Genomic DNA, 26,049 nt, shown 5'->3' on the forward strand with positions numbered 1-26,049 from the left:
CACAAGCCGGTGTCCGAGACCCCTGGACGGCGCGCCGGGTGCGGAGTTATCTGGCATACGGGGGGAGTGCGAGCGCACTGTCACGGGGGCCCTGAAAACGGGCACAGCGACGACTCTCGGCGGATTGGGGCGCTTTCGATATGACACCTACGCTCGTGCGGCAGCAACTGCCTCGCCCGGGGGCCACGCCCCGTGTGGACCAGTGTGCACGCGCGCGTGACTGGGCCGAGATCCAGGAACGGATGCTGGTCCCGCTCTATGAGGCGGTCTACCGCCGGCTCGAGGTGGGCACCGGTACCCGGCTGCTGGGCATCGGCTGCGGGTCGGGGCTGGCACTGGTGATGGCGGCGTCGCGGGGCGCCGCGGTCACCGGCGTCGACGCCTCCTCGCCCGAGAGAACGGCTCTCGCGCGGGAACGGCTGCGGCCGGAGGGTTGGGGCGGTCACGCGCGTGCCGTCGCCCGGATCGTGGAGGGCGCTCCCGAGGACGCGGCCGGGGGCCCGAGTGCCCCGCCGTACAACCTGGTGACCGCCTTCGAGCCGATCGGCTGCCTGGCCGGCGACTCCGAGGGCCTGGGCGAGCTGCTGGCCCGCACGACCCCGCTGGTGGAGCCCGGCGCCCCCGTGGTCCTCGTGGGATGGGGTCCCCCGGAGCGCTGCACGACGTCCAAGGTCCTCCGTGTCGCCACGAAGCTCGCGGATCCCCTGCGCGGCACCGGCGGCTGGCGCATCGCGCTGCGGGACGACCTGGAGGAGGTCGCCCAGCGGGCCGGGCTGCGACCCGACGGCTCCGGACGCGTGGCCTGCCCCTTCGGCTACGCGAACGTGGACAACGCGGTGCGGGGGCTGCTGTCGACGGGGCTGTTCGACGCGGCGATCGCGGCCACGGACCAGGTCCAGGTGAACAAGGAAGTGTCCGAGGCCCTGCACCCCTACCGCCGCCAGGACGGCACGGTGTGGATGCCGAACGTGTTCCGGTACCTGATCGCCCGGACGCCCTGAGAAGCATGAACGGCCCCGAGATGGGCGCGCTGAGAAGGTCTTCGACACTTTCGGCCGATGCGCGTGTGAATGGTGTGGAGAAAGCGGTACGGCCCGCCTCAGGCTTCGCCAAGTGAAGGACGATCCTCATAGCCTGACGCACCGTCCAGCCGAGCCACGCACTCGGATGCCGACAACCACTCATGTGGCGTCCACGCACGGCACGGGCGTCGCGCGCCCCGGCCACACCCCCCGGCCGACCGCGCGGCGCCCGCCGCCACACCTGACACGCCACTGGGGGCGCCCTCCTCACGGAGGGCGCCCCCAGTGGCGTGCGCGGATTCTGAACCGTATACGGCCGCGAACGCGGACGCGGACGGACCGTCAGCCCATGAACTTCTTGAAATCGTCGGGCAGTTCGAAGTCCTGCCCGCTTTGCTGGCCCGGCAGACCGAAGGCACCACCCGGAGCACCGCCCTGGGCGGCGGCTGCCCGGCGGGCGGCCTCCTCCTGCTCCTGCTGCTTGCGCTTCATCGGGTTGCCGGAGCGCTGCTTGCCCTTGGCCTTCTTGGGCTGCTTCTTGGACCGGCCGGGACCGCCACCCATGCCGGGCATTCCCGGCATCCCGGGCATGCCGCCGCCCTGGGCCATGCGGGACATCATCTTGCGGGCCTCGAAGAACCGCTCGACCAGGTTCTTCACGGCGCTGACCTCGACACCGGAACCCTTGGCGATACGGGCCCGGCGGGAACCGTTGATGATCGTCGGGTCCTGGCGCTCGCCCGGGGTCATCGACTTGATGATCGCGGCGGTGCGGTCGACGTCACGCTCGTCGATGTTGTTGATCTGGTCCTTGATCTGGCCCATGCCGGGCAGCATGCCGAGCAGCTTGCTGATGCTGCCCATCTTCCTGACCTGCTCCATCTGGGCCAGGAAGTCGTCGAGGGTGAAGTCCTGGCCCTTCTTGGACGCCAGTTTGGAGGCCATCTTGGCGGCCTCTTCCTGGCTGAAGGTCTTCTCCGCCTGCTCGATCAGGGTGAGCAGGTCACCCATGTCGAGGATGCGGGAGGCCATCCGGTCCGGGTGGAACTGGTCGAAGTCGTCGAGCTTCTCGCCGTTCGACGCGAACATGATCGGCTTGCCGGTGACCTGGCGGATCGACAGGGCGGCACCACCGCGGGCATCACCGTCGAGTTTGGAGAGCACCACACCGTCGAAGCCGACGCCGTCGCGGAAGGCCTCGGCGGTGTTGACCGCGTCCTGACCGATCATCGCGTCGACGACGAAGAGGATCTCGTCCGGCGAGACGGCGTCCCTGATGTCCGCCGCCTGCTGCATCATCTCCTGGTCGATACCCAGGCGACCGGCCGTGTCGACGACCACGATGTCGTGGACCTTCGACTTCGCGAACTCGATGGAGTCCTTGGCGACCTTGACCGGGTCGCCCACGCCGTTGCCCGGCTCGGGGGCGTAGACCGCCACACCCGCGCGCTCGGCGACGACGCTCAGCTGGTTCACCGCGTTCGGCCGCTGGAGGTCACAGGCGACCAGCAGCGGGGAGTGGCCCTGCTCCTTCAGCCACCTGCCGAGCTTGCCCGCGAGGGTCGTCTTACCGGCACCCTGGAGACCCGCGAGCATGATCACGGTCGGCGGGTTCTTGGCGAAGCGGAGGCGGCGGGTCTCGCCGCCGAGGATCCCGACCAGCTCCTCGTTGACGATCTTGAGGACCTGCTGGGCGGGGTTCAGCGCCTTGGAGACCTCGGCGCCGAGCGCCCGCTCCTTGACGTTCTTGATGAAGCCCCGGACCACCGGCAGCGCCACGTCCGCCTCGAGGAGCGCGATGCGGATCTCGCGTGCCGTGGCGTCGATGTCCGCCTCGGAGAGGCGTCCCTTACCCCGCAGGTTCTTGAAAGTCGCTGAGAGGCGATCGGAGAGCGTATCGAACACGGCGGTGTCGGTCCTCGGAGTCGGGGGCAGTCTGACGTGCCCTCCAGGGTATCTGTCTGGGTGTGGTCGGGTCTCCACCCCTGTGGACAACAGTGCCCGACCCGGGGCCACGGGGGCGGTGCCGACCCCGTGACCCCGTGGTTCAACCGCGCAGCGTCTCCTCGAGTTTCCGTGCCAGCGAGGCAGCATCGTCGCCCGGGAGGGGGGCGCCGTCGCGGCCGGTGACGTAGAAGGCGTCCACCGCGTTGGCACCGAGCGTGCTGACGTGGGCGCTGCGCACGCGTACCCGCGCGTCCTCCAGCGCCCGCCCGATGCGGTGCAGCAGGCCGGGGGCGTCCTGGGCGCGGACCTCGATGACCGTCGCGTGGCGGGAGGCGGCCGCGGCCACCGTGACGCGCGGCGGGGGCGCGACCACGCCCCGGCGCCGTGGGTAGGCGGCGTCGCGCTCGGCGAGCCGCCCGGCGATGTCCAGCGAGCCCTCCAGCGCCCGTACCAGGTCGGCGCGGAGCCGGGCCGCCTGGGGCAGCGAGCCGTACTCGGCGGCGACCCGCCAGTCCAGCAGCAGGACGGAGCCCTGGACGCCGTCCGGCAGGTCGAGCGCCCGCAGCTCCGCCGTGCGCACCGTGAGCCGGTGCATCGCGAGGACACCGGCGAGGGCGGGCAGCACACCCGGCTGGTCGGGCACCGCGATGAGGAGCTCCACGCCGAGCGGCTCCGGGTCGGCCTTCTCGTCCTTCTCCTCGGTCGCCACGGTGACGTCGTCGGGCCGGGCGCGCAGCGACAGCACCGGGCCGCCGGTGCGGAACGCCTCGATGGCGAGCCGCTCCTGTTCGGCGGTGGGGGCGGCGGGCTCCGGCTCCTCCGGGACGTCTCCGGCGAACACCGCGGCAACCCGCTGGACCAGGTCGGACACGAGCGAGGCCCGCCACGACGACCAGGCGGCCGGCCCGGTCGCCAGCGCGTCGGACTCGGTGAGGGCGTGCAGCAGTTCGAGCGTGCCCGGCGACCCGACGGCCTCGGCCACGGACCGCACGGTGGCGGGGTCCTCCAGGTCACGCCGGGTGGCGGTGTCGACGAGCAGCAGGTGATGACGGACGAGGGTGGAGAGCACGGCCACGTCCTCGCGGTCGAAGCCGATCCTGGTCGCCACGTCCTTGGCGATGATCTCCCCGGCCACGGAGTGGTCGCCGGGCCAGCCCTTGCCGATGTCGTGCAGCAGCGCGGCGACGAGGAGGAGGTCGGGGCGGTGGACCCGGCGGGTCAGCGCGGAGGCCCGGACGGCGGTCTCGATGAGGTGCCGGTCGACGGTCCAGATGTGGACGGCGTTGCGCTGCGGACGGCAGCGGACCCGCTCCCAGTCGGGCAGCAGGCGGGTGATGAGCCCCTCGGCCTCCAGGGCCTCCCAGACGTCCACGGTCGGCCGCCCGGAGCCCAGCAGCGTGACGAGCTGCTCCCTGGCCTCGGCGGGCCAGGGAGTGGGCAGCGCCCGGGCGGTGGCCGCGAGCCGCCGCACGGCGTGCAGGGACAGCGGCAGTCCGGCCTGGGCCGCGGCGGCGGCGGCGCGCAGCGGCAGCACCGGGTCGCGTTCGGGCCGGGCGGCACGGGCGAGCACGACCTCGCCGTCCTGCTCGACCACGCCCTCGGCCAGCGGTGACCGCTCGGCGACCGGCTTGCCGCCGCCAAGCATGGCGCGCAGCCGGGGCCGCACAGCGCGCGAACGCAACACGCGCCCCACTTCACGCCAGGTGACATCGCTGGCGTACGAGATGACCCGTGCGGCCTCGTACACCTGGCGCAGCAGGGTGTCGGCGTCCAGCAGCCCCAGGTCGGCCGCGACCTGGTCCTGTTCCTGGAGCGCGAGCCGGTCGGTGGCGCGCCCGGTGGTGAGGTGCAGCGCGTCCCTTACGTCGAGGAGGCGGCGCCGGGCGTCGGCGAGTCCCTCGCGCGGGGCGTCGGCGAGCCAGGAGGCGGCGACCGCGCGGAGGGCGGTGGCGTCGCGCAGCCCGCCGCGCGCTTCCTTCAGATCGGGTTCGAGGAGGTACTGCAGCTCCCCCTGCCGCTCGGCGCGCTCGGCGCACAGTTCCTGGAGCTCGGGGAGGCGTTTGGGCGCCTGGTTGCGCCAGTCGGCGAGGACGGCGGTGCGCAGTCCGGCGGTGAGACCGAGGTCACCGGCGAGATGCCGCGCGTCCAGCAGTCCCAACTGCACCTTGAGGTCCTCGCCGGCGGTCTTGCGGGCCTCGGCGGGGGTGCGCACCGAGTGGTCCAGGGCGAGACCCAGGTCCCAGACCGGGTACCAGACGCGGTCGGCTAGGGCGGCCACGGCCTTCTCGTCGGAGCCGTCGTGCAGGAGCAGCAGATCGAGGTCGCTGCGCGGGGAGAGCTCGCCGCGCCCGTAGCCCCCTACGGCCACGAGGGAGACTCCACGCAGCTCACCGGCGCCCGCGCCGAAGAGTCCGGCGAGCCAGTCGTCGGTCAGCTCGGCGAGGGCGGCACGGCGCGGCGGCCCGGACCGCGCCTCCTGCTGGAGGAGGCGCAGCCGGGCCGCCGCGTAGCCGCTGGGTCCCGAGTCCTCTGCATCCGTACGTACGTCCGTACTCGTCACCCAGTGACTCCTGTTCTTCTGTGCGGTCAGAGCGCGTCCGGGCCGCGCTCGCCCGTCCGGACCCGTACGGCCGTCTCGACCGGGAGGGACCAGACCTTGCCGTCACCGATCTTGCCGGTGCGGGCGGCCTTGACGATGACGTCGATCAACTGCTCGGCGTCGTCGTCCTCGGCCAGTACCTCGATCCGGATCTTGGGAACCAGGTCGACCGTGTACTCGGCGCCGCGGTACACCTCGGTGTGTCCCCGCTGCCGACCGTACCCACTGGCCTCGGTGACCGTCAGTCCGTGCACCCCGAAGGCCTGCAGCGCTTCCTTGATCTCGTCGAGCCGGTGCGGCTTGACGACGGCGGTGATCAGCTTCATGCCTCGACCTTCTTGCTCTGGGTGGCGGGGGCCACGGTGCTCGTGGCGCTGGAGATGTGCGAACCGGCGGCCGAGCTGAAGTCGTACGCGGTCTCGGCGTGCAGGGCCTGGTCGACACCGGTGACCTCGTCCTCCTCGGAGGCGCGGAAGCCGATCGTCTTCTGGATGGCGAAGGCGATGATCCAGGTCACCACGAAGGTGTAGCCCATCACGGAGAAGGCGCCCGTGGCCTGCTTGCCGAACTGGTCGAGGCCGCCCACGCCGCCGGTGGCCAGGAATCCGACCATCAGGGTGCCGAGGACACCGCCGACCAGGTGAACACCGACGACGTCGAGGGAGTCGTCGTAGCCGAGCTTGTACTTGAGGCTGACGGCCCAGGAGCAGACGGCACCGGCGACGACACCGATGAGGATGGCGCCGAAGGCGTTGACGTGACCGCCGGACGGGGTGATCGCGACCAGGCCGGCGACGGCGCCGGAGCAGGCACCGAGGGTGGTGAACGCCCCGTGACGGATGCGCTCGTAGATCAGCCAGCCGATGATGGCCGCGGCGGTCGCGACCTGCGTGTTGATCGCCATGCGGGCAGTGGTGCCGTCGACGCCGAGCCACGAACCGGCGTTGAAGCCGAACCAGCCGAACCACAGCAGGGCGGTGCCGATCAGGACCAGCGGCAGGCTGTGCGGCCGCATCGGGTCCTTCTTGAAGCCGATCCGCTTGCCCACGACCAGGACCGCCGCGAGCGCGCCGATACCGGCGTTGATGTGGACCGCGGTACCACCGGCGAAGTCGATGACGCCCATCTCGAAGAGCCAGCCGCCGGGCGCCCAGACCCAGTGGGCGACCGGGAAGTACGCCAGGGTGACCCAGAGAGCGACGAAGATCATCCAGGCGCTGAACTTGACTCGGTCGGCGAGTGCGCCGCTCATCAGGGCCGGGGTGATCACCGCGAACAGCATCTGGAAGAGGATGAACGCGAAGGCGGCGATCTGGTGCGGCTTGTCGTTGGCGCCGGTGACGAAGCTGTCAACGGTGCTCGTGATGTCGATGCCCTTCAGGCCGATCGCGTCCAGGTTGCCGATGAAGCCGCCCTGGTCACCGCTGAAGGACAGTGAGTAGCCGTACAGCACCCACAGGATGCTGACGATGCCCAGCGAGATGAAGGACATCATCAGCATGTTCAGCACGCTCTTGGCCCTGACCATGCCGCCGTAGAAGAGCGCGAGGCCCGGCGTCATCACCATGACGAGCGCCGCACTGATCAATACGAATCCGGTATCTGTGCCGTTCAATGCCGGTATCTCCTCGTGGTCGGAACGGCCCGTGCGGATGCTGAAGCTTGGGGGAGCTATCGGGGAGGGCCGACTGTGCTCAGGAGATTGGCGCAGCACCGTTTCACGGGGAGATTGGAATTGTTTCCCGCACGTGACGAACGCGCATGTCGCGTTACGAGCGCGTGAAACGTAGGTCACGGCGGATTGAGGGCGCGCGGGGCCCGGCCCCTGCGGACGTGTTGCCGGGCATCGGCTTCGTATCCGATGGAACTCGGGACACGGGCCGGCCGCGGCCGGGGGGAGCGAGCTGCCTCCGGTCCGGCCCGGCCGCGGTTGGTCCTACCGGCTCACGGTCGGGTCAGCGCTTGACGCAGACCCTGACGGTCTTGTTCCAGGAGTCGGACGCGCCCTTCACATACGCCGTGACCTCCGGCCGCGCGGAGAGACACAGCTTCTCCTTCTTGAGGGAGACGCGGACCATTCCGTCGAAGCTCGCCGGACGGCCGCTGTTGCTCTGGGTGTACTTCCAGAGGTTCTCGTTGTAGGTGGTGGCGCGCGTCGCGGCCTTGCGCCGGCCGCACTCCAGGGTCGGGGTGACGGAGATGCTCCACACGCCCACCGCGACCTTGGCGTTCATCTTGCACTTGGTGCTCTCGTACCAGCGCTGGGTCAGCTCCAGCTTGGTGAGCTTGGCCCGCTTGCCGCCCGAGCAGCTGGTGTAGGTGGTGGCCGTCATGCTCGGGTCCTTGAGCTTGACGTCCGTGTAGGCGTGGTCCTTGGCGCCCTTCATCTGCCAGTAGTAGTGCTTGAACTCGATCCGGCCGGTGAGCTTCACATAGACGCAGCGCTTGAGCGGCTTGGACCACATCGCGACGGTCGCGCTGTACGGCTTGCTGTGTGAGGTCTTTGCGACCGCACCCGCATTGGGCGCCATGCCCATGACGAGCGCAAGCGAGGACGCACCCACCGCGACGGCGGACGCGACTGACTTGACCTGCATGTCCGGTTACCCCGTTTCCCCGTGGTTTTCCTGGCCGTAACACCAACTGTGCGTACGACCGTTGGAGTTGGAGGCCGCCCCGGTCGGGCGGCGCAGACGCAACTCTAGTCACCAGGGTTGACACGGGCACGCCACGTTACCAAGGGAGATCGAAGTCGTTACAGTGCACCGGCTTTGCAAATGTCACGCAAAGGACCGGCCGCGGCGGCCATCCGATGACCTGGCATGGGGGAGCCGAGTCGGGCAGTAGGGATGGCCGGCCGCGGCCGGAGTCGGGGGCCCTCGGGGTCGGCGGGCTGGGTCAGACCGCTTCGGCCGTCTCCGGGAGGTGGAGGGCGAGCTGGTCGGTGAGCTCGACGACCTCGGCGAGGTCACCGAAATCGCGTACGGCCGTGTCGACGGTCTTGCGGATCCGTGTGTTGAGGCGCTCCGAGCGGACCTTCTTGGCGACGGTCATCGCCTGCTGGGCCATGGCGGCGCCCTGCTCGGGCTCGCGCTGGAGAAGATGGACCGTGGCCATGCCGATCAGATTCAGCGCGTACGACCGCTGGTGATCGGTGTCCGTCGCGAAGAGCTCGACAGCGCGGCGCATCACGGGCTCGGCCAGGGAGGCGTACGTGGGGCTCCGGCCGGCCACATAGGCGAGGTCGCGGTAGGAGTGGGAGTTCTCGCCGTGCAGTTCCGCCTCGTTGAAGAAGCGGATCCAGTCGGGGTCCGGATCGTCCCATTCCTCGGCGTCGGCGAAGGTGTCCTCGGCCATCCGGACGGCCCTCTTGCACTTGGCGGGCTGTCCCATGTTGGCGTAGGCGCGGGCCTCCATCGCATACAGCATCGCCTGGGTGCGCGGGCTCGCGCAGTCACGGCTGCCGTACTGGGCGAGGTGGATCAGTTCGAGTGCGTCGTCGGGCCGGCCGAGGTGGATCATCTGGCGGCTCATGCTGGAGAGGACATAGGAGCCGAGGGGCTTGTCTCCCGCTTCCTTCGCCGCGTGGAGGGCGAGGACGAAGTACTTCTGGGCGGTGGGCTGGAGGCCGATGTCGTAGCTCATCCAGCCGGCCAGCTCCGCCAGCTCCGCGGCGACCTTGAACAGTCGCCGGTTGGTCTCTTCGGGCTGGGGCTCCTGGAGGAGGTCGGTCACCTCGTGCAGCTGGCCGACGACCGCCTTGCGGCGCAGGCCGCCGCCGCACTGGGCGTCCCACTGCCGGAACATCACCGTCGTGGACTCCAGGAGGTCCAGCTCGGGTTTGGAGAGACGGCCGCCGCGGCGCGTGGCGGCGGACGGCTCGGACTCCGAGCGTGGGGCGGGCAGCGTAGGGACGAGCCAGCGCTGCATCGGCTCGATGAGGGCCGGGCCCGCGGCCAGGGCCAGCGAGTTCCCGAGGAAGCCGCGCCGCGCCAGCATCAGGTCACTGCGCGAGAACTCACTGATCAGCGCCACGGTCTGCGGGCCCGTCCAGGGCAGATCGACACCGGACACGGACGGTGCCTGGTGCGCGGCGCGCAGTCCCAGGTCCTCGACGGCGACCACACAGCCGAACCGCTCGGAGAACAGCTCGGACAGGATCCGCGGGATCGGCTCGCGCGGGTTCTCCCCGTCGAGCCAGCGCCGTACGCGCGAGGTGTCGGTGGAGATGTGATGGGCCCCGAGCTGGCGGGCCCGGCGGTTCACCTGACGGGCGAGTTCACCCTTGGACCAGCCGCTGCGGACGAACCACGAGCCCAGCAGTTCGTTCGGGCGCTTCTCAGCGTTCGTGCCGCTTCCGCCGTTGCCGCCCACTGGAACGCCCCCATCCCTGAAACCACTTGTGCGCTGTGTGCGCCAAGCCCTACCAGGATGCCGGTTACCGCGCCGTACGTCCGCCCGCTCTCACCCGTCGAACGGAAAGACGACTTGCCTCCGGCATACCCACGAGCGCGTGCATCCCCAGGATCTTGTGCACTCAAAGTAATCCCACGATCACGCGTCCGGCCATGGCGATTCCAGAAACGCCACCATTCGCCACCCCTTCGAATGAACTAACGGTCGCCCGCACGCGATTCACTTGACACATGACGGCCGGGGGTCGGCGGAGCGATGCATTCAAGGGCGCACGCCACGACCTCACCACCCGGGGGTGCCGTAGTGCGCCGCCCCGGCGGAAACAGAGCGTCACAGCGCGCCTCCGTGACGTAACCATCGGCGTGCTGGACCCGTTGGAGGGGGCATGGGCTTCACGATCGGCGGCATTCGCGAGTTGCGATCTGGGCGGCGCGGCCGTTCTTCGGACTGCACGGCGGTGGCCGAGTTCACCGGCCTCTGGGGGTGGGACGTCGTCCCCGGCGCACGGGCGGCCTCGGGCGCGTGCTCATGCGGCAGGACGACCTGTGAGGCGCCCGGCGCGCACCCCCTCGGCTTCGCTCCCCCGCTCCGCGCCGGCGCCACGCTCGACGAGGTGACCGAGGCCTGGGCCGAACACCCCGGCGCCTCGATCATGCTGCCGGTCGGCCGCTCCTTCGACGTGATCGAGGTGGCCGAATCCGCCGGGCGGCACGCGCTCGTCCGGCTCGAACGCATGGGCCTGCCACTCGGCCCGGTGATCGCCACCCCCCAGGGTCGCGCCCACTTCCTCGTAGCCCCCGGCGCCGCCGCCGAGTTGCCGGAGCTGCTGTACCGCATGGGCTGGGACGACCCGTCCGCCCTCGACCTGCACGGCCTCGGCCCGGGCGCCCACATCACCGCCCCGCCCTCCGACCGCGGCGGCCTCGGCCCGGTCCGCTGGCTCCGCTCCCCCGCCCTCGACTCGGCGACGAGGCCCCCGGCCGCGCGACTGCTGCTGGGCACCCTGGCGTATGTGGCGCACCGCTCGCGAGCGTAGCGGCCCCGGCTCCCGGACCCCGTACACGGCGAAGCGCCCGTCCCCCTCCGCATCGCGGGGGCGGGCGCTTTCGTCATGAGCGCCTACGGACGTCCGTAAGTGCTCATGATCAGTCACCGATGAGGGCGTCGACGAACGCCTCCGGCTCGAACGGCGCCAGGTCGTCGGCACCCTCTCCCAGGCCGACGAGCTTGACGGGGACGCCCAGCTCCCGCTGGACCGCGATGACGATGCCGCCCTTCGCGGTGCCGTCCAGCTTGGTGAGGACGATGCCGGTGATGTCGACGACCTCGGCGAAGACACGTGCCTGGACCAGACCGTTCTGGCCGGTGGTGGCGTCGAGGACGAGCAGCACCTCGTCGAGCGGGGCGTGCTTCTCGACGACCCGCTTCACCTTGCCGAGCTCGTCCATGAGGCCGGTCTTGGTGTGCAGCCGGCCGGCGGTGTCGATGAGGACGACGTCGGCGCCCTCCTCGATGCCCTCCTTGACGGCGTCGAAGGCGATGGAGGCCGGGTCGCCGCCCTCCGGACCGCGCACCGTACGGGCGCCGACGCGCTCGCCCCAGGTCTGGAGCTGGTCGGCGGCGGCGGCGCGGAAGGTGTCGGCGGCGCCGAGGACGACGTTCTTGCCGTCGGCGACGAGGACCCGGGCCAGCTTGCCGGTGGTGGTGGTCTTGCCGGTGCCGTTGACGCCGACGACCATCACGATGCCCGGGGTGTCGAGCGGCGAGTCGGTGTTGACCGCGCGGTCGAACTCGGGGACGAGGATCTTGAGCAGCTCCTCGCGCAACAGGGCGCGCAGCTCGGCCGGGGTCCGGGTGCCGAGTACCCTGACGCGCTCCCGCAGGCGCTCCACGAGTTCCTGGGTGGGCTGCACGCCGACGTCGGCGGTGAGGAGGGTGTCCTCGACCTCCTCCCAGGTCTCGTCGTCGAGGTGCTCACGCGACAGCAGGGTGAGCAGCCCCTTGCCGAGCGCGTTCTGCGAGCGGGAGAGCCGGGCGCGCAGCCGTACCAGACGGCCGGCGGTCGGTTCCGGGATCTCGATCGCGGGGGCCTCGACGACCGGGGGTTCCTCGACGGCGACGGGCGCCGTCGCCGTGGCGTCCGGGAGGTCCACCTCCTCGATCGTTCGGCGCGGTTCGTCGCGCGGGGTCTCGGCCTCGTCGCCTACGTGGGGCTCGGCCGGAGGTGCGGTGATGTCGGGTGCCGTGGGGGGCGGCGGGGGCAGCGACTTCTTCCTGCGGCTGCCGACGACGAGCCCGCCCAGCACGCCGAGCACGACCACGGCGATGACTAGAGCAAGGATGAGGATTTCCATAACGGGACCAGTATGCGCGACCACCCCCCGGCACGTTCGATCGCCGTACGGGGCCACACCGGCCTTCCACACCCCTGGATACCTGACGATGCGTCAGCTAACGTCCCCCTCCACATCCGCCCGAAGGGGGTCCCCCATGCCCGTCACGGTCGTCCGATTCAACCTGGTCGAGCCCGGCGCCACGCCCGCTTCACTGGGCGCCCGCTACCGGGCGGCCGTGGAGATGGCGGCGTACGCCGACGAGCGCGGCATCAGCACCGTGCAGACGGAGGAGCACCACGGGGTCGAGAACAACTGGCTGCCGGCGCCGTTCGTGTTCGCGGGCGCGGTGTTCGGAGCGACGCGGCGGATCGCGGTGACCGTGTCGGCGGCGATCGGGCCGCTCCACGACCCTCTGCGGCTGGCGGAGGAGATCGCCGTCCTCGACCTGGTGAGCGGCGGGCGGCTGGTGACGGTGGCGGGGATCGGGTACCGGCCGGAGGAGTACGCCCAGTTCGACGTGGACTGGAAGAGCAGGGGGAGACTGCAGGACGAGGTGCTGGAGACCCTGCTGCAGGCATGGACGGGCGAGCCCTTCACCCATCGGGGCCGCAGGGTCCGTGTCACCCCGCGGCCGGCTACCGAGCCGCATCCGTTGCTGCTGGTCGGCGGCTCGTCGAAGGCGGCGGCCCGACGGGCGGCACGACTCGGGCTGCCCTTCTTCCCGAGCGCCCACCTGCCGGAGCTGGAGGCGTACTACAAGGAGCGGCTCGTGGAGTACGGCACCGAGGGCTGGACGATGATGCCCGCGGCCGAGACCCCGCTGCTGCATGTGGCGGAGGATCCGGACCGGGCGTGGGCCGAGTACGGCGGGCACTTCCTGCACGAGGCCCGGACGTACGCCTCCTGGCAGTCGGCCGGGATCAGGTCGGCCGTGCGGTCGGCGGCGACGACGGTGGACGAGCTGCGCGCGGAGGGCGTGTACCGGATCGTCACGCCGGACGAGTGCGTGGAGCTGGGCCTCGACAACTACGTCCTGCATCCGCTGGCGGGTGGGATGCCGGTGGAGGAGGGGTGGCGGGGGCTGCGGCTGTTCGCCGAAAGGGTGCTGCCCCGGCTGGACGGCTGACCGTCCCCGTCCGGAGCGGGCACACCGCCGCCCCGGTCCGCTCAGTGGTCGGACCGGGGCGGCGGCGGGGTACGAGGAGCGGGGCAGCGGGGACTTGGCCCTGCTCCTCGAGTTCGGGGGGCCGGGTCAGCCCATCTCCTCCAGGGCCTTGCCCTTCGTCTCCTGCACGAACTTCAGGACGAACGGGATGGAGAGCGCGGCGAAGACCGTGTAGATCACATAGGTCACGGAGAGGTTCCAGTCGGCCAGGGACGGGAAGCTCGCCGTGATGGCCCAGTTGGCGATCCACTGCGCGGAGGCGGCCACCCCCAGGGCGGCGGCGCGGATCTTGTTCGGGAACATCTCGCCGAGCATGACCCAGACGACCACGCCCCAGGAGAGGGCGAAGAACAGGACGAAGAAATGGGCGGCGATCAGGGCGACCCAGCCCTGGGTCGCCGGGAGCTTGCCGTCGACCAGGTCGGACGAGAAGGCCCAGGCCTCCAGGGCGAGACCGAGTGCCATGCCGACGGAGCCGATGAGGGCGAGCGGCTTGCGGCCGACGCGGTCCACGAAGATCATCGCGATGACCGTGCCGACGATGTTGATGATCGACGTCGTGAACGAGTAGAAGAACGACTCGGTCGGGTCGACTCCCACCGACTGCCACAGGGTCGCGGAGTAGTAGAAGGCGACGTTGATGCCGACGAACTGCTGGAACACCGACAGGCCGATACCGATCCAGACGATCGGCTTGAACAGCAGGCTGCCGCCGAGCAGGTCCTTGAAGGACGACTTGTGCTCGCTGCGCATCGCCGACTCGATCTCGGCGACCCGGGCGTCCAGGCCGGTGCCCTCGCCCTCGACCTCGGCGAGCACCTCACGGGCGCGCTCGTGCCTGCCCACGGAGATCAGAAAGCGGGGGGACTCGGGGATCGCGAAGGAGAGCAGGCCATAGAGGACGGCCGGGACGACCATGACGCCGAGCATGACCTGCCAGGCCTCCAGGCCCAGCAGCCGGCCGCGCTGGTCGCCGTCGGCCGCGTTGAGGATCCCCCAGTTGACCAGCTGTGACACGGCGATGCCGACGACGATCGCGGCCTGCTGGAACGAGCCTAGCCGCCCCCGGTAGGCCGCGGGGGCGACCTCGGCGATGTAGGCGGGGCCGATGACCGAGGCCATGCCGATGGCGAAGCCGCCGACGACGCGCCAGAGGGCGAGGTCCCACAGTGCGAAGGGCAGTGCGGAGCCGACGGCGCTGACCGTGAACAGGACCGCCGCGATCTGCATGCAGCGGATACGGCCGATGCGGTCGGCTATGCGGCCGGCGGTGGCCGCGCCGACGGCACACCCGATCAGCGCGATGGCGATCACCTGGGCCAGGGCTGTGGAGCCGATGTCGTAGCGGTCCCTGATGGCTTCGACGGCGCCGTTGATCACGGCGCTGTCATAGCCGAAGAGGAAACCGCCCATCGCGGCCGCCGCCGCGATGAAGATCACGTGCGAGAGATGCTCGGGATGGGCTGCCCGGGCTCCTGTCGGGGATGCCTGCGCTGTACTGGTCACGTGGGGGGACCTTCCGCTCTGAAGGTAAAAGCAACTTTGCAGAGACTATGCCTTCAAGTTTCGAAGTCAAGAGGAGGTCGACTGAAAGCGATTGCTGGCTACTGCGGGAGCGAGTGGGGGAATTGAGTTCAAGTATTGAAGAAATCGCGCCTACGGACGGCACCACAGTTAGGGGCCCGGGGCAACCACGCGCCCGGACCCCCGTCTACCCCGACCCGAAAACCGTTAACGCAGTCGCTGGCTGATGACCTTCGACACACCGTCGCCCTGCATCGACACGCCGTACAGCGCGTCGGCGACCTCCATCGTCCGCTTCTGGTGCGTGATCACGATCAGCTGGGACGCCTCCTGCAGCTCCTGCATGATCCGGATCAGCCGCTGGAGGTTGGTGTCGTCGAGCGCCGCCTCGACCTCATCCATCACATAGAACGGGCTGGGGCGCGCCTTGAAGATCGACACCAGCATCGCGACGGCGGTCAGCGAGCGCTCGCCGCCGGAGAGCAGCGACAGCCGCTTGACCTTCTTGCCCGGCGGGCGGGCCTCGACGTCGACGCCGCTGGTGAGCATGTTGTCGGGGTCGGTGAGCACCAGCCGTCCCTCACCACCCGGGAAGAGCCGGCTGAAGACCCCCTCGAACTCCCGCGCGGTGTCCCAGTAGGCCTCGGTGAAGACCTGCTCGACCCGCTCGTCGACCTCCTTCACCACCTGGAGCAGATCGGCCCGGGTCTTCTTCAGGTCGTCCAGCTGCTCGCTGAGGAACTTGTGCCGTTCCTCCAGCGCCGCGAACTCCTCCAGCGCCAGCGGATTGACCTTGCCGAGCTGCTGGTACGCCCGCTCGGCCGCCCTCAGCCGCTTCTCCTGCTCGGCGCGGTGGAACGTCCTGGGCTGGTTGCGGGGATGCTCCGGGTCCTCCGGGAGCACCTCGCCCTCGGCGGGCGGTGACGGCGGTACCAGCTGGTCGGGGCCGTACTCCGCGACCAGGCCCTCCGGTTCGACGCCCAGCTCCTCCAGCGCCTTGGTCTCCAGTTGCTCTATCCGCAGTCGCTTCTCGGCGCCGAGCACCTCGCCGCGGTGCACCGAGTCGGTCAGCTTGTCCAGCTCGGCCTTGAGATCGCGCCCCTCGGTCCGCGCCTGCGCCAGCTCCTGCTCCCTGCGTGCCTTGGCGGCGCCGGCGGCGGCCCGTTCCTCCTCGGCCCGGACCAGGGAGACCTCGACGTGGGCGAGGAGCTGCCGGGCACCGGAGGCGACGGCCTCGGCCACGGCCGCCTCGTGCCGCAGCCGCGCCCTGCGCTGCTCGGCCCTGGCCCGCGCCTCCCGCTCGGCGCGCGCGGCCCGGTCGAGCGAGTCGGCGCGCCCGGCGAGCCCCTTGACCCGCTCCTCGTGCGTGCGCACCTGGAGCCGCGCCTCCATCTCGGTCTGCCGGGCGTTGGCCCCGTCCGCCGCGAGCCGGTCCCGTACGGAGGTGTCGGGCTCCTCCTCGACGGGCATCTCCTCGGCCACGGCCAGCCGTTCGGCCAGCTCCTCGGCCTCCTCGACGGCCCTGTCGAGCGCCTCCTGGGCCCGGGCGGCCGCGGCGGTGGACCGCTCTGCCTCCCCCGCGGCACCCCGCGCCTGCCCGGCGAGCCGCCCGAGCTGCTGGGCCACCGCCGACTTCTCCCGCTCCGCCGCCCGGCGCCGCTCCCCCAGCTCCTCCACGAGCGCGGCCCGCTCCCGGCGCAGTTCGACCGCGGCCTGCTGGGCCTCGGCCAGTTCCTCGCACCGTACGGCCAGCTCCTCCAGCTCCGCCGCCGCCTCGTCCACGGAGGCCTGCACCTCCAGAAGGCTGGGCGCGCCCGCGGAGCCGCCGTGCGCGAAGTGCGCGCCGAGCAGGTCGCCCTCGGCGGTGACGGCGGTGAGGTCGGGGCGCGCGTAGACGAGGTCCTCGGCGTCCTCGAGGGTGCCGACCACGACGATGCCGTGGAGCAACCGGCGTACGGCGGGCATGAGGTCAGCGGGCCCTCGGACGAGGTCGGCGGCGAAGTGGCCGGAGGGCGGTGCCGCGAGGGCTCGGCCTCCGTCCGCGGGTTCCTGGTGGCCGGTCACGCGGTGTCCCGCGTCCCTCGGAGACCCGGAGCCTTCCGGTGCTCCCGCCAGCAGCAGGGCCGCGCGGCCCGCGTCCTGCTTGCGGAGCAGCCGGATGGCCTCGGCGGCGGAGGCGGGGCTGGTCACGGCGATCGCGTCGGCCGCCGCGCCGAACGCTGCCGCCAGCGCGACCTCATGGCCGGGAGTGACCGTCAGCAGTTCCGCGGCCGGGCCCAGCAGTCCGCCGAGCCGGTCCTTCGCGGCAAGCAGGGCGCCCGTGCCGTCCTTGCGGCGCAGGCCCAGGGCGAGGGCCTCGTGGCGGGCCTGGGTGGCGGCCCGGCGGCGCTCGGCGGTGGTGGTCGCCTCACGGGCGGCGCTGAGAGCGGACTCCGCCTCGGTGAGCGCGCGCTTGGCGGACTCGTGCTGTGCGGCGAGTTCGGTGTCGCCGGCGTCGAGGCCGTCGACCTCCGCCTTCAGCGCCTCGTACTCCTCCTGGGCGGCGACGGCACGTTCCTGCGCCTCGTCGCGGGCGGCGGCGAGACGGTCGATCTCGGCGCGGGCCGAGGCGGCGCGGGAACGGGCGGCGTTCACCTGACCGCCCAGGCGGGCGAGGCTCTCACGGCGGTCGGCGATGGACCGGGCGACGTCCTTCAGTCGCCGTTCCTCCGCGGCCAGCTCGCGCTCCAGATCGGCCCGGTGGGCAACCGTGTCCTCCAGGGCGCGCTCGGCGGCTTCGAGGGCGGCTTCGAGCTCGGCCTCCTGCTCGCGGATACGGGCGGCCTCACGCTCCATGTCCTCGGGGTCACGGCCGCGCCGCTCCTCGGGCGGCGCGGAGGTGGCGCTCTTGACGCGGGCGTCGGCGAGGGAGATCGTGCCGCGCACCCGCTCGGCGAGCTGCGACAGCTCGTACCAGGTCTCCTGGGCCCGCTGGAGGCGCGGGGCGAGCCGTCGTACCTCGTCCTCCAGGAGCGCCTCCCGCTGGAGCGCCTTCTTCAGCTCGGCCTCGGCGGCCTCCTTGCGCTGCTTGAGCGCGGCCTCGTCGGCGATCTCGTTGCTGAGCGCCTGGCGCAGCCGTACGAGGTCGTCGGCGAGGAGCCGGAGGCGGGCGTCGCGGAGGTCGGCCTGGATGACGGCGGCGCGGCGGGCGACGGCGGCCTGGCGGCCGAGGGGCTTGAGCTGGCGACGCAGCTCGTCGGTGAGGTCCTGGACGCGGGCCAGGTTGGCCTGCATGGCGTCCAGCTTCCGGAGCGCCTTCTCCTTGCGTTTGCGGTGCTTGAGGACGCCGGCGGCCTCTTCGATGAAGGCGCGGCGGCCCATGGGGTCGGCGTGCAGCACGGAGTCCAGCTGACCCTGGCCGACGATGACGTGCATCTCGCGGCCGATGCCGGAGTCGGACAGCAGTTCCTGGATGTCGAGGAGGCGGCAGGTGTCGCCGTTGATCTGGTACTCGCTGCCGCCGTTGCGGAACATGATCCGCGTGATGGTGACCTCGGAGTACTCGATGGGGAGGGCCCCGTCGGAGTTGTCGATGGTCAGGGACACCTCGGCGCGGCCGAGCGGCGGCCGCCCGGTGGTACCGGCGAAGATGACGTCCTCCATCTTGCCGCCGCGCAGCGACTTCGCGCCCTGCTCGCCCATGACCCAGCTGAGCGCGTCCACGACGTTGGACTTGCCCGAGCCGTTCGGTCCGACGACGCACGTGATGCCCGGCTCGAACCGGAGCGTGGTGGCCGAGGCGAACGATTTGAACCCTCGGAGGGTCAGGGCCTTGAGGTGCACGGCGCTGGACTTTACCTCTCGGCCTTGTCTCACTCCATGAGCGCACGGTTTCACCCATGAACGTGCAGGGCACATCAGACGTTAGGAGTGTGGGGAAACACTGAAGCGCGGGGGAAGAAAGAAGGGACGCCTCAGGAAGGCGTCCCTTGCAGATCTGACAACTTAGCGGTTGATACGGGCAGCCCAACCTCTGCTGTCGTAGTGGTGCGATGCGATGCAGCGATCAGGTGAGCGCAGGCTCCGCCTGGTGTGCGTCGATGCTCTCCATTAGCGAGTCGTGAGAAGCGGCAGCCGTCAGCGCGTCGTTCTCCGCCTGAATCCGTACGAGTTCGGATTCCAGGTCCTGGACGCGCTGCTGGAGCCGTCGCATCTCGGCGAGGAGTCGCGGGTCGGAGCCGCCGACGTAACCGAGAAGCGCCTTTGCCATGATGGATGGTCCTCCACACTGAGTGACCGACCGAAGCGGTGTGGGTCGTGAGGGAATCGCACCCGTGGTGCTTGGCACTGTTGAGTTTTTGCTGCCGTTCTCCATGCCAAACAGCTAAGGTGCGCGGGGCTTTCAGCGTCTCACCAAAAAGTTTGACGGTCAACACGATCACGCCCCGTATTGGCGGGCATCCCGGCGGCGCGCGGCCCCGAACGGGCGGCGCTGCGGCGATTCCGGGGCCCCTCCTGACCGGCGGGGCGAGGGGATGATCCTTGCCGCGGAGCTTGCCACGGCCACGCTTACTTGGCAACCACCTGCACATTTCTGTTCTGTACATGCACTTGGCATATGCCTGTGGCGCACCTCACCCCCGTCCCGCGGCGCGCTTCACGGTCGGCGTCAGCGGATGGCGAAGCCGTCGTAGCCGCCCCGGGGTGTGTCCCAGATCTCGGTGACACCGTCCACGCGCCCGGGCGTGTCGTCACTCTGAAGCCACTCCAGCAGCCCTTGACACGCCCCACGAGAGCCCTCCGCGACCACCTGCACCCGTCCGTCGGCCAAATTGAGAGCAAAACCACTCAGGCCACCGATCTCCAGGGCCCTGGCCCGGGTGAACCAGCGGAAACCCACACCTTGCACCCGTCCACGCACCCAGGCGACCAGCCGTACATCCTCGCTCATGGGTGCACGCTAACGGGCCAATGTCTCTCGGGTCTCTCCCTCCCCTGGCACCATGCTGTACCGTCCCCACCCAATGAATCTCATATGAAACTCACTCCTTCGTGTGAGATTCGTGAAGACGACGATCACAACGTTGACAGCACCCACCAACGTTGTCGCAGGGACACCGCAAGGACGAGGAAGGCCAGGACATGGGACGCCACCGACGCTCCGCCGCCGGCCGCGCCGCCAGGGGCCGCGCCACCGAGGTCACGAACACGGGTTTCGGCACCGAGGAGCCGCACTACGGTCCGGAGAACCTCTACGGGTTCGCCGCGTTCCTGGAGGCCGACGCCCAGGCCGCATCGCGCGGGGGCGGCTCGCGTCGTCGTAAGAAGAAGGCCGCGACCCCTGTGAAGACGGGCCTGCTCGGCGTCTCCGCCGCCGTCGCGATCGGCACCGCCGCGGTGGCCACCGGGGTCCTGCCGGGCGGCGACAAGTACACGGTCAGCGGCGGCAGCAGCCCCGACGCCGTGGTGCCCGCCGGCTCGCCCACGGGCGCGCCCGCCCAGCAGGGCGGTGCGGACGGCGCCGCGCAGCAGCAGCGCGAGGACCAGTCCACCAGTCGCGACGCCGAGCGCGAGGCCACACCGTCGGCGCCGTCCCCGTCCAAGACGCCGTCCGAGAAGCCCGAGAAGGAACCGGAGAAGGACTCGGGCTCGAAGAAGACCAAGGAACCGTCCGCCAAGCCCCCCAAGGACAAGGAGGAGAAGAACACTCCTCCGGGGCAGATCTCCGCGGAGGCCCAGGCCGAGGCAGCTGTCCTCCAGCTGGTCAACCAGGAGCGGGCCAAGGCGGGCTGCAACCCGGTCGCGGCGGACAGCTCGCTGGCGAAGCTGGCCGAGGTGTTCAGCGAGGACATGGCCCTGCGAAGCTTCTTCGACCACACCGACCCCGACGGCAAGGACCCCTGGGACCGTGCCGCCACCCTCGGGATCACCGGCCTCGGCGGCGAGAACATAGCCCGCGGCCAGGCAACCGCCGAGGCGGTCATGGAGGCCTGGATGAACAGCCCGGGCCACCGCGCGAACATACTGAACTGCGACTTCAAGACGCTGGGCGTGGGTGTGCACCTGGGCGACGGCGGCCCGTGGTGGACGCAGGACTTCGGATACTGAGCCGCACCGTGCGCTCTGTCGGATCCAGCGGCGCGCTAACCATGAGTTAGTGCAACCTTATGGTTAGCGCTGTTTCGGAGTATTCTCGGCGTATGGAATCAGCCGCGCAGACCGCCGTGACGCCCGCGCAGACCGCCGTGACGCCCGCGCAGGCCTCCGCGGACGCGGACGGCCGGGACGTCGAGGACTTCGACGCCCTGGCTTTCGACGTGTTCGCGAGGAACTGTCCCTCCCGGGGCACCCTGGAGCACGTCACCGGCCGCTGGGGGGCGCTCACGCTGGGCGCGCTGCACGAGGGCTCGCTGCGCTTCAACGAGCTGCGGCGACGCGTCGACGGTGTCAGCGAGAAGATGCTCTCCCAGACCCTGCACGCGCTGGAGCGTGACGGACTGGTGCACCGCGAGGCCCAGCCCACCAACCCGCCCCGCGTCGACTACACGCTCACTCCGCTCGGCCATGAGGTCTCCGAGCGGCTGCTCTCCCTCATCGTCTGTGTGGAGGAGCGCATGGAGGACGTGCTGCAGGCCCGGGCGCGCTACGACGAGGCCCGCGGGGCCCGCTGACACGTCGGGCAGAAGTAGCTGGAGCGGTTCATCCAGGGCCGCCGTCGCATCGGTGTGGCACAGCGGCGGCAGGGCAGCCCCTCACGCCCGTACGCGTCCAGGGAGCGGTCGAAGTACCCGGACTCGCCGTTGACGTTGACGTAGAGGCTGTCGAAGCTCGTGCCGCCCACCGCCAGGGCGGCGTTCATCACGTCCCGGACGTGGCCGAGGAGTTCGGTGGTGCGGGGGCGGGTGAAGCCGGCGGTAGGGCGCTCGTAGTGGATCCGCGCGCGCCAAAGCGCCTCGTCCGCGTAGATGTTGCCGACACCGCTGATCAACGACTGGTCGAGCAGGGCCCGTTTGATGGTCGTACGCTTCCGGCGCAGCGCCTGATGGAAGGCCTCGGCGTCGAACAGCGGGTCCAGTGGATCGCGGGCGATGTGTGCGATGACGTCCGGCAGACCGTCGGCGGCGGTGTCGTGCAACGACAGGCCGCCGAAGGTGCGTTGGTCCACGAAGCGGAGTTCGGTGCCCAGGTCGTCCGCGAACCGCACGCGGATCCTGAGGTGCTTCTCGTCGGCCGCGTCGTGCGGCTGCACGAGCAGTTGGCCGCTCATGCCGAGGTGGGCCAGGACGGCGGTCCCGGTGTCCGCCACGGGCAGCCACAGATACTTGCCGCGCCGGCTCGGCTCACCGATGCGGTGCCCCTTGAGGCGGTGCGCGAAGTCCTCGGGGCCGGCCAGATGCCGCCGGATCGCCCGCGGGTGCAGCACCTCGACGTCGGCCACGGTCCGGTGGGCCACCCACCGCTGCAGTCCCCGCCGGACGACCTCGACCTCGGGCAGTTCTGGCACGGGGTCCTCCGGAGGTTCGCCGAGGGGGTCGGGGGTGGTGAATGTGGTAGGGCGGCTGCGGGTGCGTTGTCGTTGCTCGCCCAGTTCCCCGCGCCCCTGAAAAACCAGGGGGCACCCGGTGCTTTCAGGGGCGCGGGGAACTGCGCGAGCAGCCCAAAGACGGGTCGCGCCCGACGACGGACGGAAGCCGCCCCCTCACCCCCGGCAGGGGTACGGGGGCGGCAGCCCCCAGGATGGGGGCACCGAACTGTCAGGCCGACGCGGCGTCCGACGGCGCGCCCTCGGTCTCGGCGGCCCGCGCGGCGGCCTCCGCGGCCTCCGCGGCCTCGGTGGCTTCCGCCGCCGCCTTCGCCCGCTCGTCCGCCGCGGCGCGGATCGCACGCCAGGCGGACTCGGCCGCCTGCTGCTCCGCTTCCTTCTTGCTGCGGCCGGTGCCGGTGCCGTACGAGACGCCTCCGACGCGGGCGGCAGCGGTGAAGGTCTTCTCGTGGTCGGGGCCGGTCTCCGTGACCAGGTACTCGGGTACGCCGAGCCCCTCGGTCGCGGTGAGCTCCTGGAGACTGGTCTTCCAGTCCAGGCCGGCACCGAGGTTCGAGGATTTCTCGATCAGCGGGTCGAACAGGCGGTGCACCAGCTCCGCCGCCGAGTCCAGGCCCTGGTCGAGATAGACCGCACCGATCACCGCTTCGAGGGTGTCGGCGAGGATGGACGCCTTGTCCCGGCCGCCTGTGCCCTCTTCACCGCGGCCGAGCCGGATGAAGGAGCCGAGGTCGAGCCCACGGCCCACCTCCGCCAGCGCACGAGAGTTGACCACCGCGGCCCGCAGCTTGGCCAGCTGGCCTTCGGGCAGGTCGGGGTGGGTGCGGTACAGCGTGTCCGTGACCACGAGTCCGAGGACGGAGTCACCGAGGAACTCCAGGCGCTCGTTGGTGGGCAGACCGCCGTTCTCGTACGCGTACGAACGGTGGGTGAGTGCGCGCACCAGAAGGGCGGACTCGAGCTTGTAGCCGAGCCGCCCTTCCAGAAGCGTGTGGGACGAGGCTGTGGTGTCCGCCTTTTTCTTGGCGGTGGTCTCCGCCTTGGCGTCAGACATGGAGCCTCTCACCAGCCGCTCAGACCTCGAGGACCTGGCGCTTGTTGTAGGTGCCACAAGACGGGCACGCGATGTGCTGCTGCTTGGGCTCGTGGCAGCGCTCGCACGCAACCAGGGTGGGGACCGCAGCCTTCCACTGCGACCGGCGGTGGCGCGTGTTGCTGCGCGACATCTTCCGCTTCGGAACAGCCACGGCTACTTCTCCTGCTTCTCGTCGGCGCGTGCTGACTGAGGCGCGCCGCCGCTCATCTCGTCCTTCTCGCCATCTTCGAGTGAACCGGCGAGTCCCTGCAGTGCCGCCCAACGGATGTCGACGGCGTCGTGGTGGTGGTCCGGGTCGTCCGCGAGCCGGGCTCCGCATTCGGAGCACAGGCCGGGGCAGTCGTCCTGGCACACCGGCTGCATCGGCAGTGCGAGCACCACCGCGTCACGCAGCACGGGCTCGAGGTCGAACAGGCCGTCCTCGAGGAAGAGCCTGTCCTCGTCGTCCTCGGCGTCGGTGTCGGGCTCCGCGATCACGCGGCCCCGCTCGTCGGCGTCGGGGTACGAGAACATCTCCTGGAAGTCCGCTTCGAGCTCCAGCTCCAGCGGCTCCAGACACCTTACGCACTCCCCCTCGGCCTTGGCACGGGCGGTGCCTGTGACGAGCACACCTTCCATGACCGACTCCAGGCGGAGTTCGAGTTCCACCGGGGCGCCTTCCGGCACTCCGATGACGCTCTTGATCCCCAGGTCCTTGGGAGCGTCGACCGAACGCGTCAGGCGCTGCATCGCACCCGGCCGCCGGCCCAGCTCGTGCGTGTCGAACACGAGGGGGTTGCGGTGGTCGAGACGGGCGTTCAGAGCCATGTCAACTTTCGATCTTCGGATCCGGGGAGGGCGCCGCCCCGGTGTTCCGGGCAGCGAACGATCGCGGGCGTCTTCCGCGGACAGCATGAACGCACGCGCGACCGAAGAGCCAGGATACTGGACCTTTCGCTATCGGCCCAATCCGCTGTCAGCGGCCCTGCTCGTAGCGGCGCAACTGCTCCGCGGTGATCATCGTGGTGTCGAAGAGACTGGTCTCGTCGAGGGCGTTCGCCGGGGGCTGCGCGTACCCCTGGTGACTCTGCTGGTCCTGGTGCTGCTGGTTCGGCTCGTACGACGGCTGCTGCGGGTAGCCCACCGCGTACGGGTCGGCCTGCTGGTACCCGTAGGGGTCCGCCGCCTGCTGGGGCTGGGCGTAGTGCTGCTGGTAGCCACCGTACTGGTCCTGCTGGTAGGCCGTCGCCCCGTAGGAGTCCTGCTGCGGGGCGTAGGGCGACTGCTCCGGGACCGCGCCGGACCGGTCGGCGGGGCTCTGGGACAGGTCGGCCAGCTCGGCCAGGTAGTCGGCGTCGCTGGTGGGCCTCGGGGAGGTGCCGTCGTCGTTCAGGGCGAGGGCGCCGAGGTCATCGGTGGCGATCCTGCCGTGGAGCTTCTGGCGGCCGCGGCCGACGGCCTCCAGGGTCTTGGCGAGGACGGCCTCGAAGGCGCCGAGTTTGGCGTCCACGTAGGCGTCCGCGTCACGGCGGAGGGTCTCGGGGTCGTGGCTGCGCTCCGGGGCGTCGTCTTCTTCCGGGTCCGCGTAGCCCTGCTCGTCGAGGCCGGGACCGGTGCCGAGGAGCTTCTCGCGGCCACGGCCCACCGAACCCAGGGTCTTGGTGAGCACGACCTCGAAGTTGGCGAGCTTGGAGTCCACGTAGTCGTCGGCCTCCGCGCGGATCTCCTCGGCCTCCTGGCGGGCCTCGGCGAGGATGCGGTCGGCCTCGTTCCGGGAGCGGCGGGCGACCTCGGTGTCGGAGATCAGGGAGCCGCGCTCGGCGTGGGCCGACTCGATGATCCGCTCGGCCTCCTGGCGGGCCCGCTCGACCATGTGATCGCGGTCCCCGATCAACTCCTGCGCCTGGGCGAGGGAGTCGGGCAGGGCCGTGCGCAGCTCTTCGAGCAGCGAGAGCAGTTCGGCGCGGTTGACCACGCACGAGGCCGACATGGGCATGGCCCGGGCGCCGGAGACCACCGAGACGATCTCGTCGAGCTTCTTCTGCACGTCCACCGTGTGCTCGCCACTCTCTACAGCTGTGTTGGAGACGGTCGGATCGACTGTACGGCCAGTGGAGGACCACCGGACACCAGGTGGCGTGACCGGGCCCGTTCGGCCCTCGTGAGTGGCCCCAGGGTTTTTCCGATGGATCTCCGTGGGAGAAGGAGCGGCGTCCGGTGCGTGCTCCGGGGGGACCCCCTGCTCGAAGAGCGTGGGGGAGCGCCGCGTGGAAGTCCTCGTAGCGGCGCTACGCGGGCTTTCGCGCGGCGCCGGCGGGAGGGCGTGCCGGACGCCGCGACGCCGCGGAGATCCATCGGAGGGGCCCCTGGAAAACTGATGAAGATCTTGGGTTCTGGCCCTGCCGCCCCCGCGGCAGGGGCAAAAACCAAAACCCTCCCGCGG

Annotated in this window: 21 protein-coding genes; 5 read left to right on the forward strand and 16 right to left on the reverse strand. The window is 70.6% G+C overall.

Annotated elements, in window-relative coordinates; all coding sequences use genetic code 11:
* Positions 1-140: 140 nt before the first annotated feature.
* Positions 141-1,001 (forward strand): SAM-dependent methyltransferase, encoded by an 861-nt coding sequence (locus tag ACZ43N_RS28900; RefSeq protein WP_468101635.1) that lies wholly within the window; start codon positions 141-143, stop codon positions 999-1,001.
* A gap of 363 nt (positions 1,002-1,364) precedes the next feature.
* Here the strand turns inward: ACZ43N_RS28900 and ffh are convergent, their stop codons facing one another.
* The 6 genes from ffh to nsdA form a co-directional block, all read right to left on the reverse strand.
* Positions 1,365-2,927, reverse strand: a complete 1,563-nt coding sequence (gene ffh, locus ACZ43N_RS28905) for a signal recognition particle protein (protein ID WP_468101637.1) — start codon at positions 2,925-2,927, stop codon at positions 1,365-1,367.
* Between the two features lie 142 nt (positions 2,928-3,069).
* Positions 3,070-5,529 (reverse strand): [protein-PII] uridylyltransferase, encoded by a 2,460-nt coding sequence (locus ACZ43N_RS28910; RefSeq protein WP_468101639.1) that lies wholly within the window; start codon positions 5,527-5,529, stop codon positions 3,070-3,072.
* Between the two features lie 26 nt (positions 5,530-5,555).
* Positions 5,556-5,894: a P-II family nitrogen regulator gene (locus tag ACZ43N_RS28915; protein WP_003997576.1), complete on the reverse strand. Its 339-nt coding sequence runs from the start codon at positions 5,892-5,894 to the stop codon at positions 5,556-5,558.
* Positions 5,891-7,183 carry an ammonium transporter gene (locus ACZ43N_RS28920; protein ID WP_468101640.1) on the reverse strand — a complete coding sequence of 431 codons (1,293 nt, stop codon included), beginning with the start codon at positions 7,181-7,183 and terminating at the stop codon, positions 5,891-5,893. Before ACZ43N_RS28920 ends, ACZ43N_RS28915 begins: the two co-directional genes overlap by 4 nt.
* A gap of 340 nt (positions 7,184-7,523) precedes the next feature.
* Positions 7,524-8,165, reverse strand: coding sequence for a hypothetical protein (locus tag ACZ43N_RS28925; RefSeq protein WP_468101642.1), 642 nt, complete (start codon positions 8,163-8,165; stop codon positions 7,524-7,526).
* A gap of 301 nt (positions 8,166-8,466) precedes the next feature.
* Positions 8,467-9,942, reverse strand: coding sequence for a transcriptional repressor NsdA (gene nsdA, locus ACZ43N_RS28930; protein WP_468101643.1), 1,476 nt, complete (start codon positions 9,940-9,942; stop codon positions 8,467-8,469).
* A gap of 427 nt (positions 9,943-10,369) precedes the next feature.
* Here nsdA and ACZ43N_RS28935 point away from each other — a divergent pair, with 427 nt between their 5' ends.
* A complete protein-coding gene (locus ACZ43N_RS28935) occupies positions 10,370-11,020 on the forward strand; it encodes a bifunctional DNA primase/polymerase (RefSeq protein ID WP_468101645.1) in 651 nt (216 codons plus the stop codon).
* A gap of 109 nt (positions 11,021-11,129) precedes the next feature.
* Here the strand turns inward: ACZ43N_RS28935 and ftsY are convergent, their stop codons facing one another.
* Positions 11,130-12,338, reverse strand: a complete 1,209-nt coding sequence (gene ftsY / locus ACZ43N_RS28940; RefSeq protein WP_468101646.1) for a signal recognition particle-docking protein FtsY — start codon at positions 12,336-12,338, stop codon at positions 11,130-11,132.
* A 136-nt stretch (positions 12,339-12,474) separates the two neighbouring features.
* Here ftsY and ACZ43N_RS28945 point away from each other — a divergent pair, with 136 nt between their 5' ends.
* The gene (locus ACZ43N_RS28945) at positions 12,475-13,446 is read left to right on the forward strand and encodes an LLM class flavin-dependent oxidoreductase (RefSeq protein ID WP_468101648.1); all 972 of its coding nucleotides are present in this window, start codon (positions 12,475-12,477) and stop codon (positions 13,444-13,446) included.
* Positions 13,447-13,572: 126 nt separating this feature from the next.
* Here the strand turns inward: ACZ43N_RS28945 and ACZ43N_RS28950 are convergent, their stop codons facing one another.
* From ACZ43N_RS28950 to ACZ43N_RS28965, 4 genes are all read right to left on the reverse strand, one after another.
* Positions 13,573-14,991, reverse strand: coding sequence for a sugar porter family MFS transporter (locus tag ACZ43N_RS28950; protein WP_468101650.1), 1,419 nt, complete (start codon positions 14,989-14,991; stop codon positions 13,573-13,575).
* A gap of 225 nt (positions 14,992-15,216) precedes the next feature.
* The gene (gene smc / locus ACZ43N_RS28955; protein WP_468101652.1) at positions 15,217-18,831 is read right to left on the reverse strand and encodes a chromosome segregation protein SMC; all 3,615 of its coding nucleotides are present in this window, start codon (positions 18,829-18,831) and stop codon (positions 15,217-15,219) included.
* Between the two features lie 223 nt (positions 18,832-19,054).
* Positions 19,055-19,258 (reverse strand): hypothetical protein, encoded by a 204-nt coding sequence (locus ACZ43N_RS28960; protein ID WP_009327638.1) that lies wholly within the window; start codon positions 19,256-19,258, stop codon positions 19,055-19,057.
* A 399-nt stretch (positions 19,259-19,657) separates the two neighbouring features.
* Complete coding sequence (locus ACZ43N_RS28965; protein ID WP_055512588.1) at positions 19,658-19,939, reverse strand: acylphosphatase; 282 nt, start codon at positions 19,937-19,939, stop codon at positions 19,658-19,660.
* Between the two features lie 191 nt (positions 19,940-20,130).
* Between ACZ43N_RS28965 and ACZ43N_RS28970 the strand changes: the two genes are divergently transcribed.
* Both ACZ43N_RS28970 and ACZ43N_RS28975 read left to right on the forward strand, forming a co-directional pair.
* Positions 20,131-21,096, forward strand: a complete 966-nt coding sequence (locus tag ACZ43N_RS28970) for a CAP domain-containing protein (protein WP_468101655.1) — start codon at positions 20,131-20,133, stop codon at positions 21,094-21,096.
* A gap of 92 nt (positions 21,097-21,188) precedes the next feature.
* Complete coding sequence (locus ACZ43N_RS28975) at positions 21,189-21,659, forward strand: winged helix-turn-helix transcriptional regulator (protein WP_468101658.1); 471 nt, start codon at positions 21,189-21,191, stop codon at positions 21,657-21,659.
* On the opposite strand, the gene mutM is transcribed toward ACZ43N_RS28975, so the two are convergent.
* From mutM to ACZ43N_RS29000, 5 genes are all read right to left on the reverse strand, one after another.
* A complete protein-coding gene (gene mutM / locus ACZ43N_RS28980; RefSeq protein ID WP_468101660.1) occupies positions 21,632-22,492 on the reverse strand; it encodes a bifunctional DNA-formamidopyrimidine glycosylase/DNA-(apurinic or apyrimidinic site) lyase in 861 nt (286 codons plus the stop codon). The two genes, ACZ43N_RS28975 and mutM, sit on opposite strands and share 28 nt — an antisense overlap.
* A 250-nt stretch (positions 22,493-22,742) precedes the next feature.
* The gene (gene rnc, locus ACZ43N_RS28985; RefSeq protein WP_468101662.1) at positions 22,743-23,585 is read right to left on the reverse strand and encodes a ribonuclease III; all 843 of its coding nucleotides are present in this window, start codon (positions 23,583-23,585) and stop codon (positions 22,743-22,745) included.
* 19 nt (positions 23,586-23,604) lie between these two features.
* Positions 23,605-23,778 (reverse strand): 50S ribosomal protein L32, encoded by a 174-nt coding sequence (rpmF, locus tag ACZ43N_RS28990; RefSeq protein ID WP_003951102.1) that lies wholly within the window; start codon positions 23,776-23,778, stop codon positions 23,605-23,607.
* Between the two features lie 2 nt (positions 23,779-23,780).
* Positions 23,781-24,434 (reverse strand): YceD family protein, encoded by a 654-nt coding sequence (locus ACZ43N_RS28995; protein WP_468101663.1) that lies wholly within the window; start codon positions 24,432-24,434, stop codon positions 23,781-23,783.
* A gap of 148 nt (positions 24,435-24,582) precedes the next feature.
* Positions 24,583-25,659, reverse strand: a complete 1,077-nt coding sequence (locus ACZ43N_RS29000) for a DivIVA domain-containing protein (protein WP_468101760.1) — start codon at positions 25,657-25,659, stop codon at positions 24,583-24,585.
* Positions 25,660-26,049 lie beyond the last annotated feature (390 nt).

This window comes from Streptomyces sp. NPDC030814, assembly GCF_055572155.1.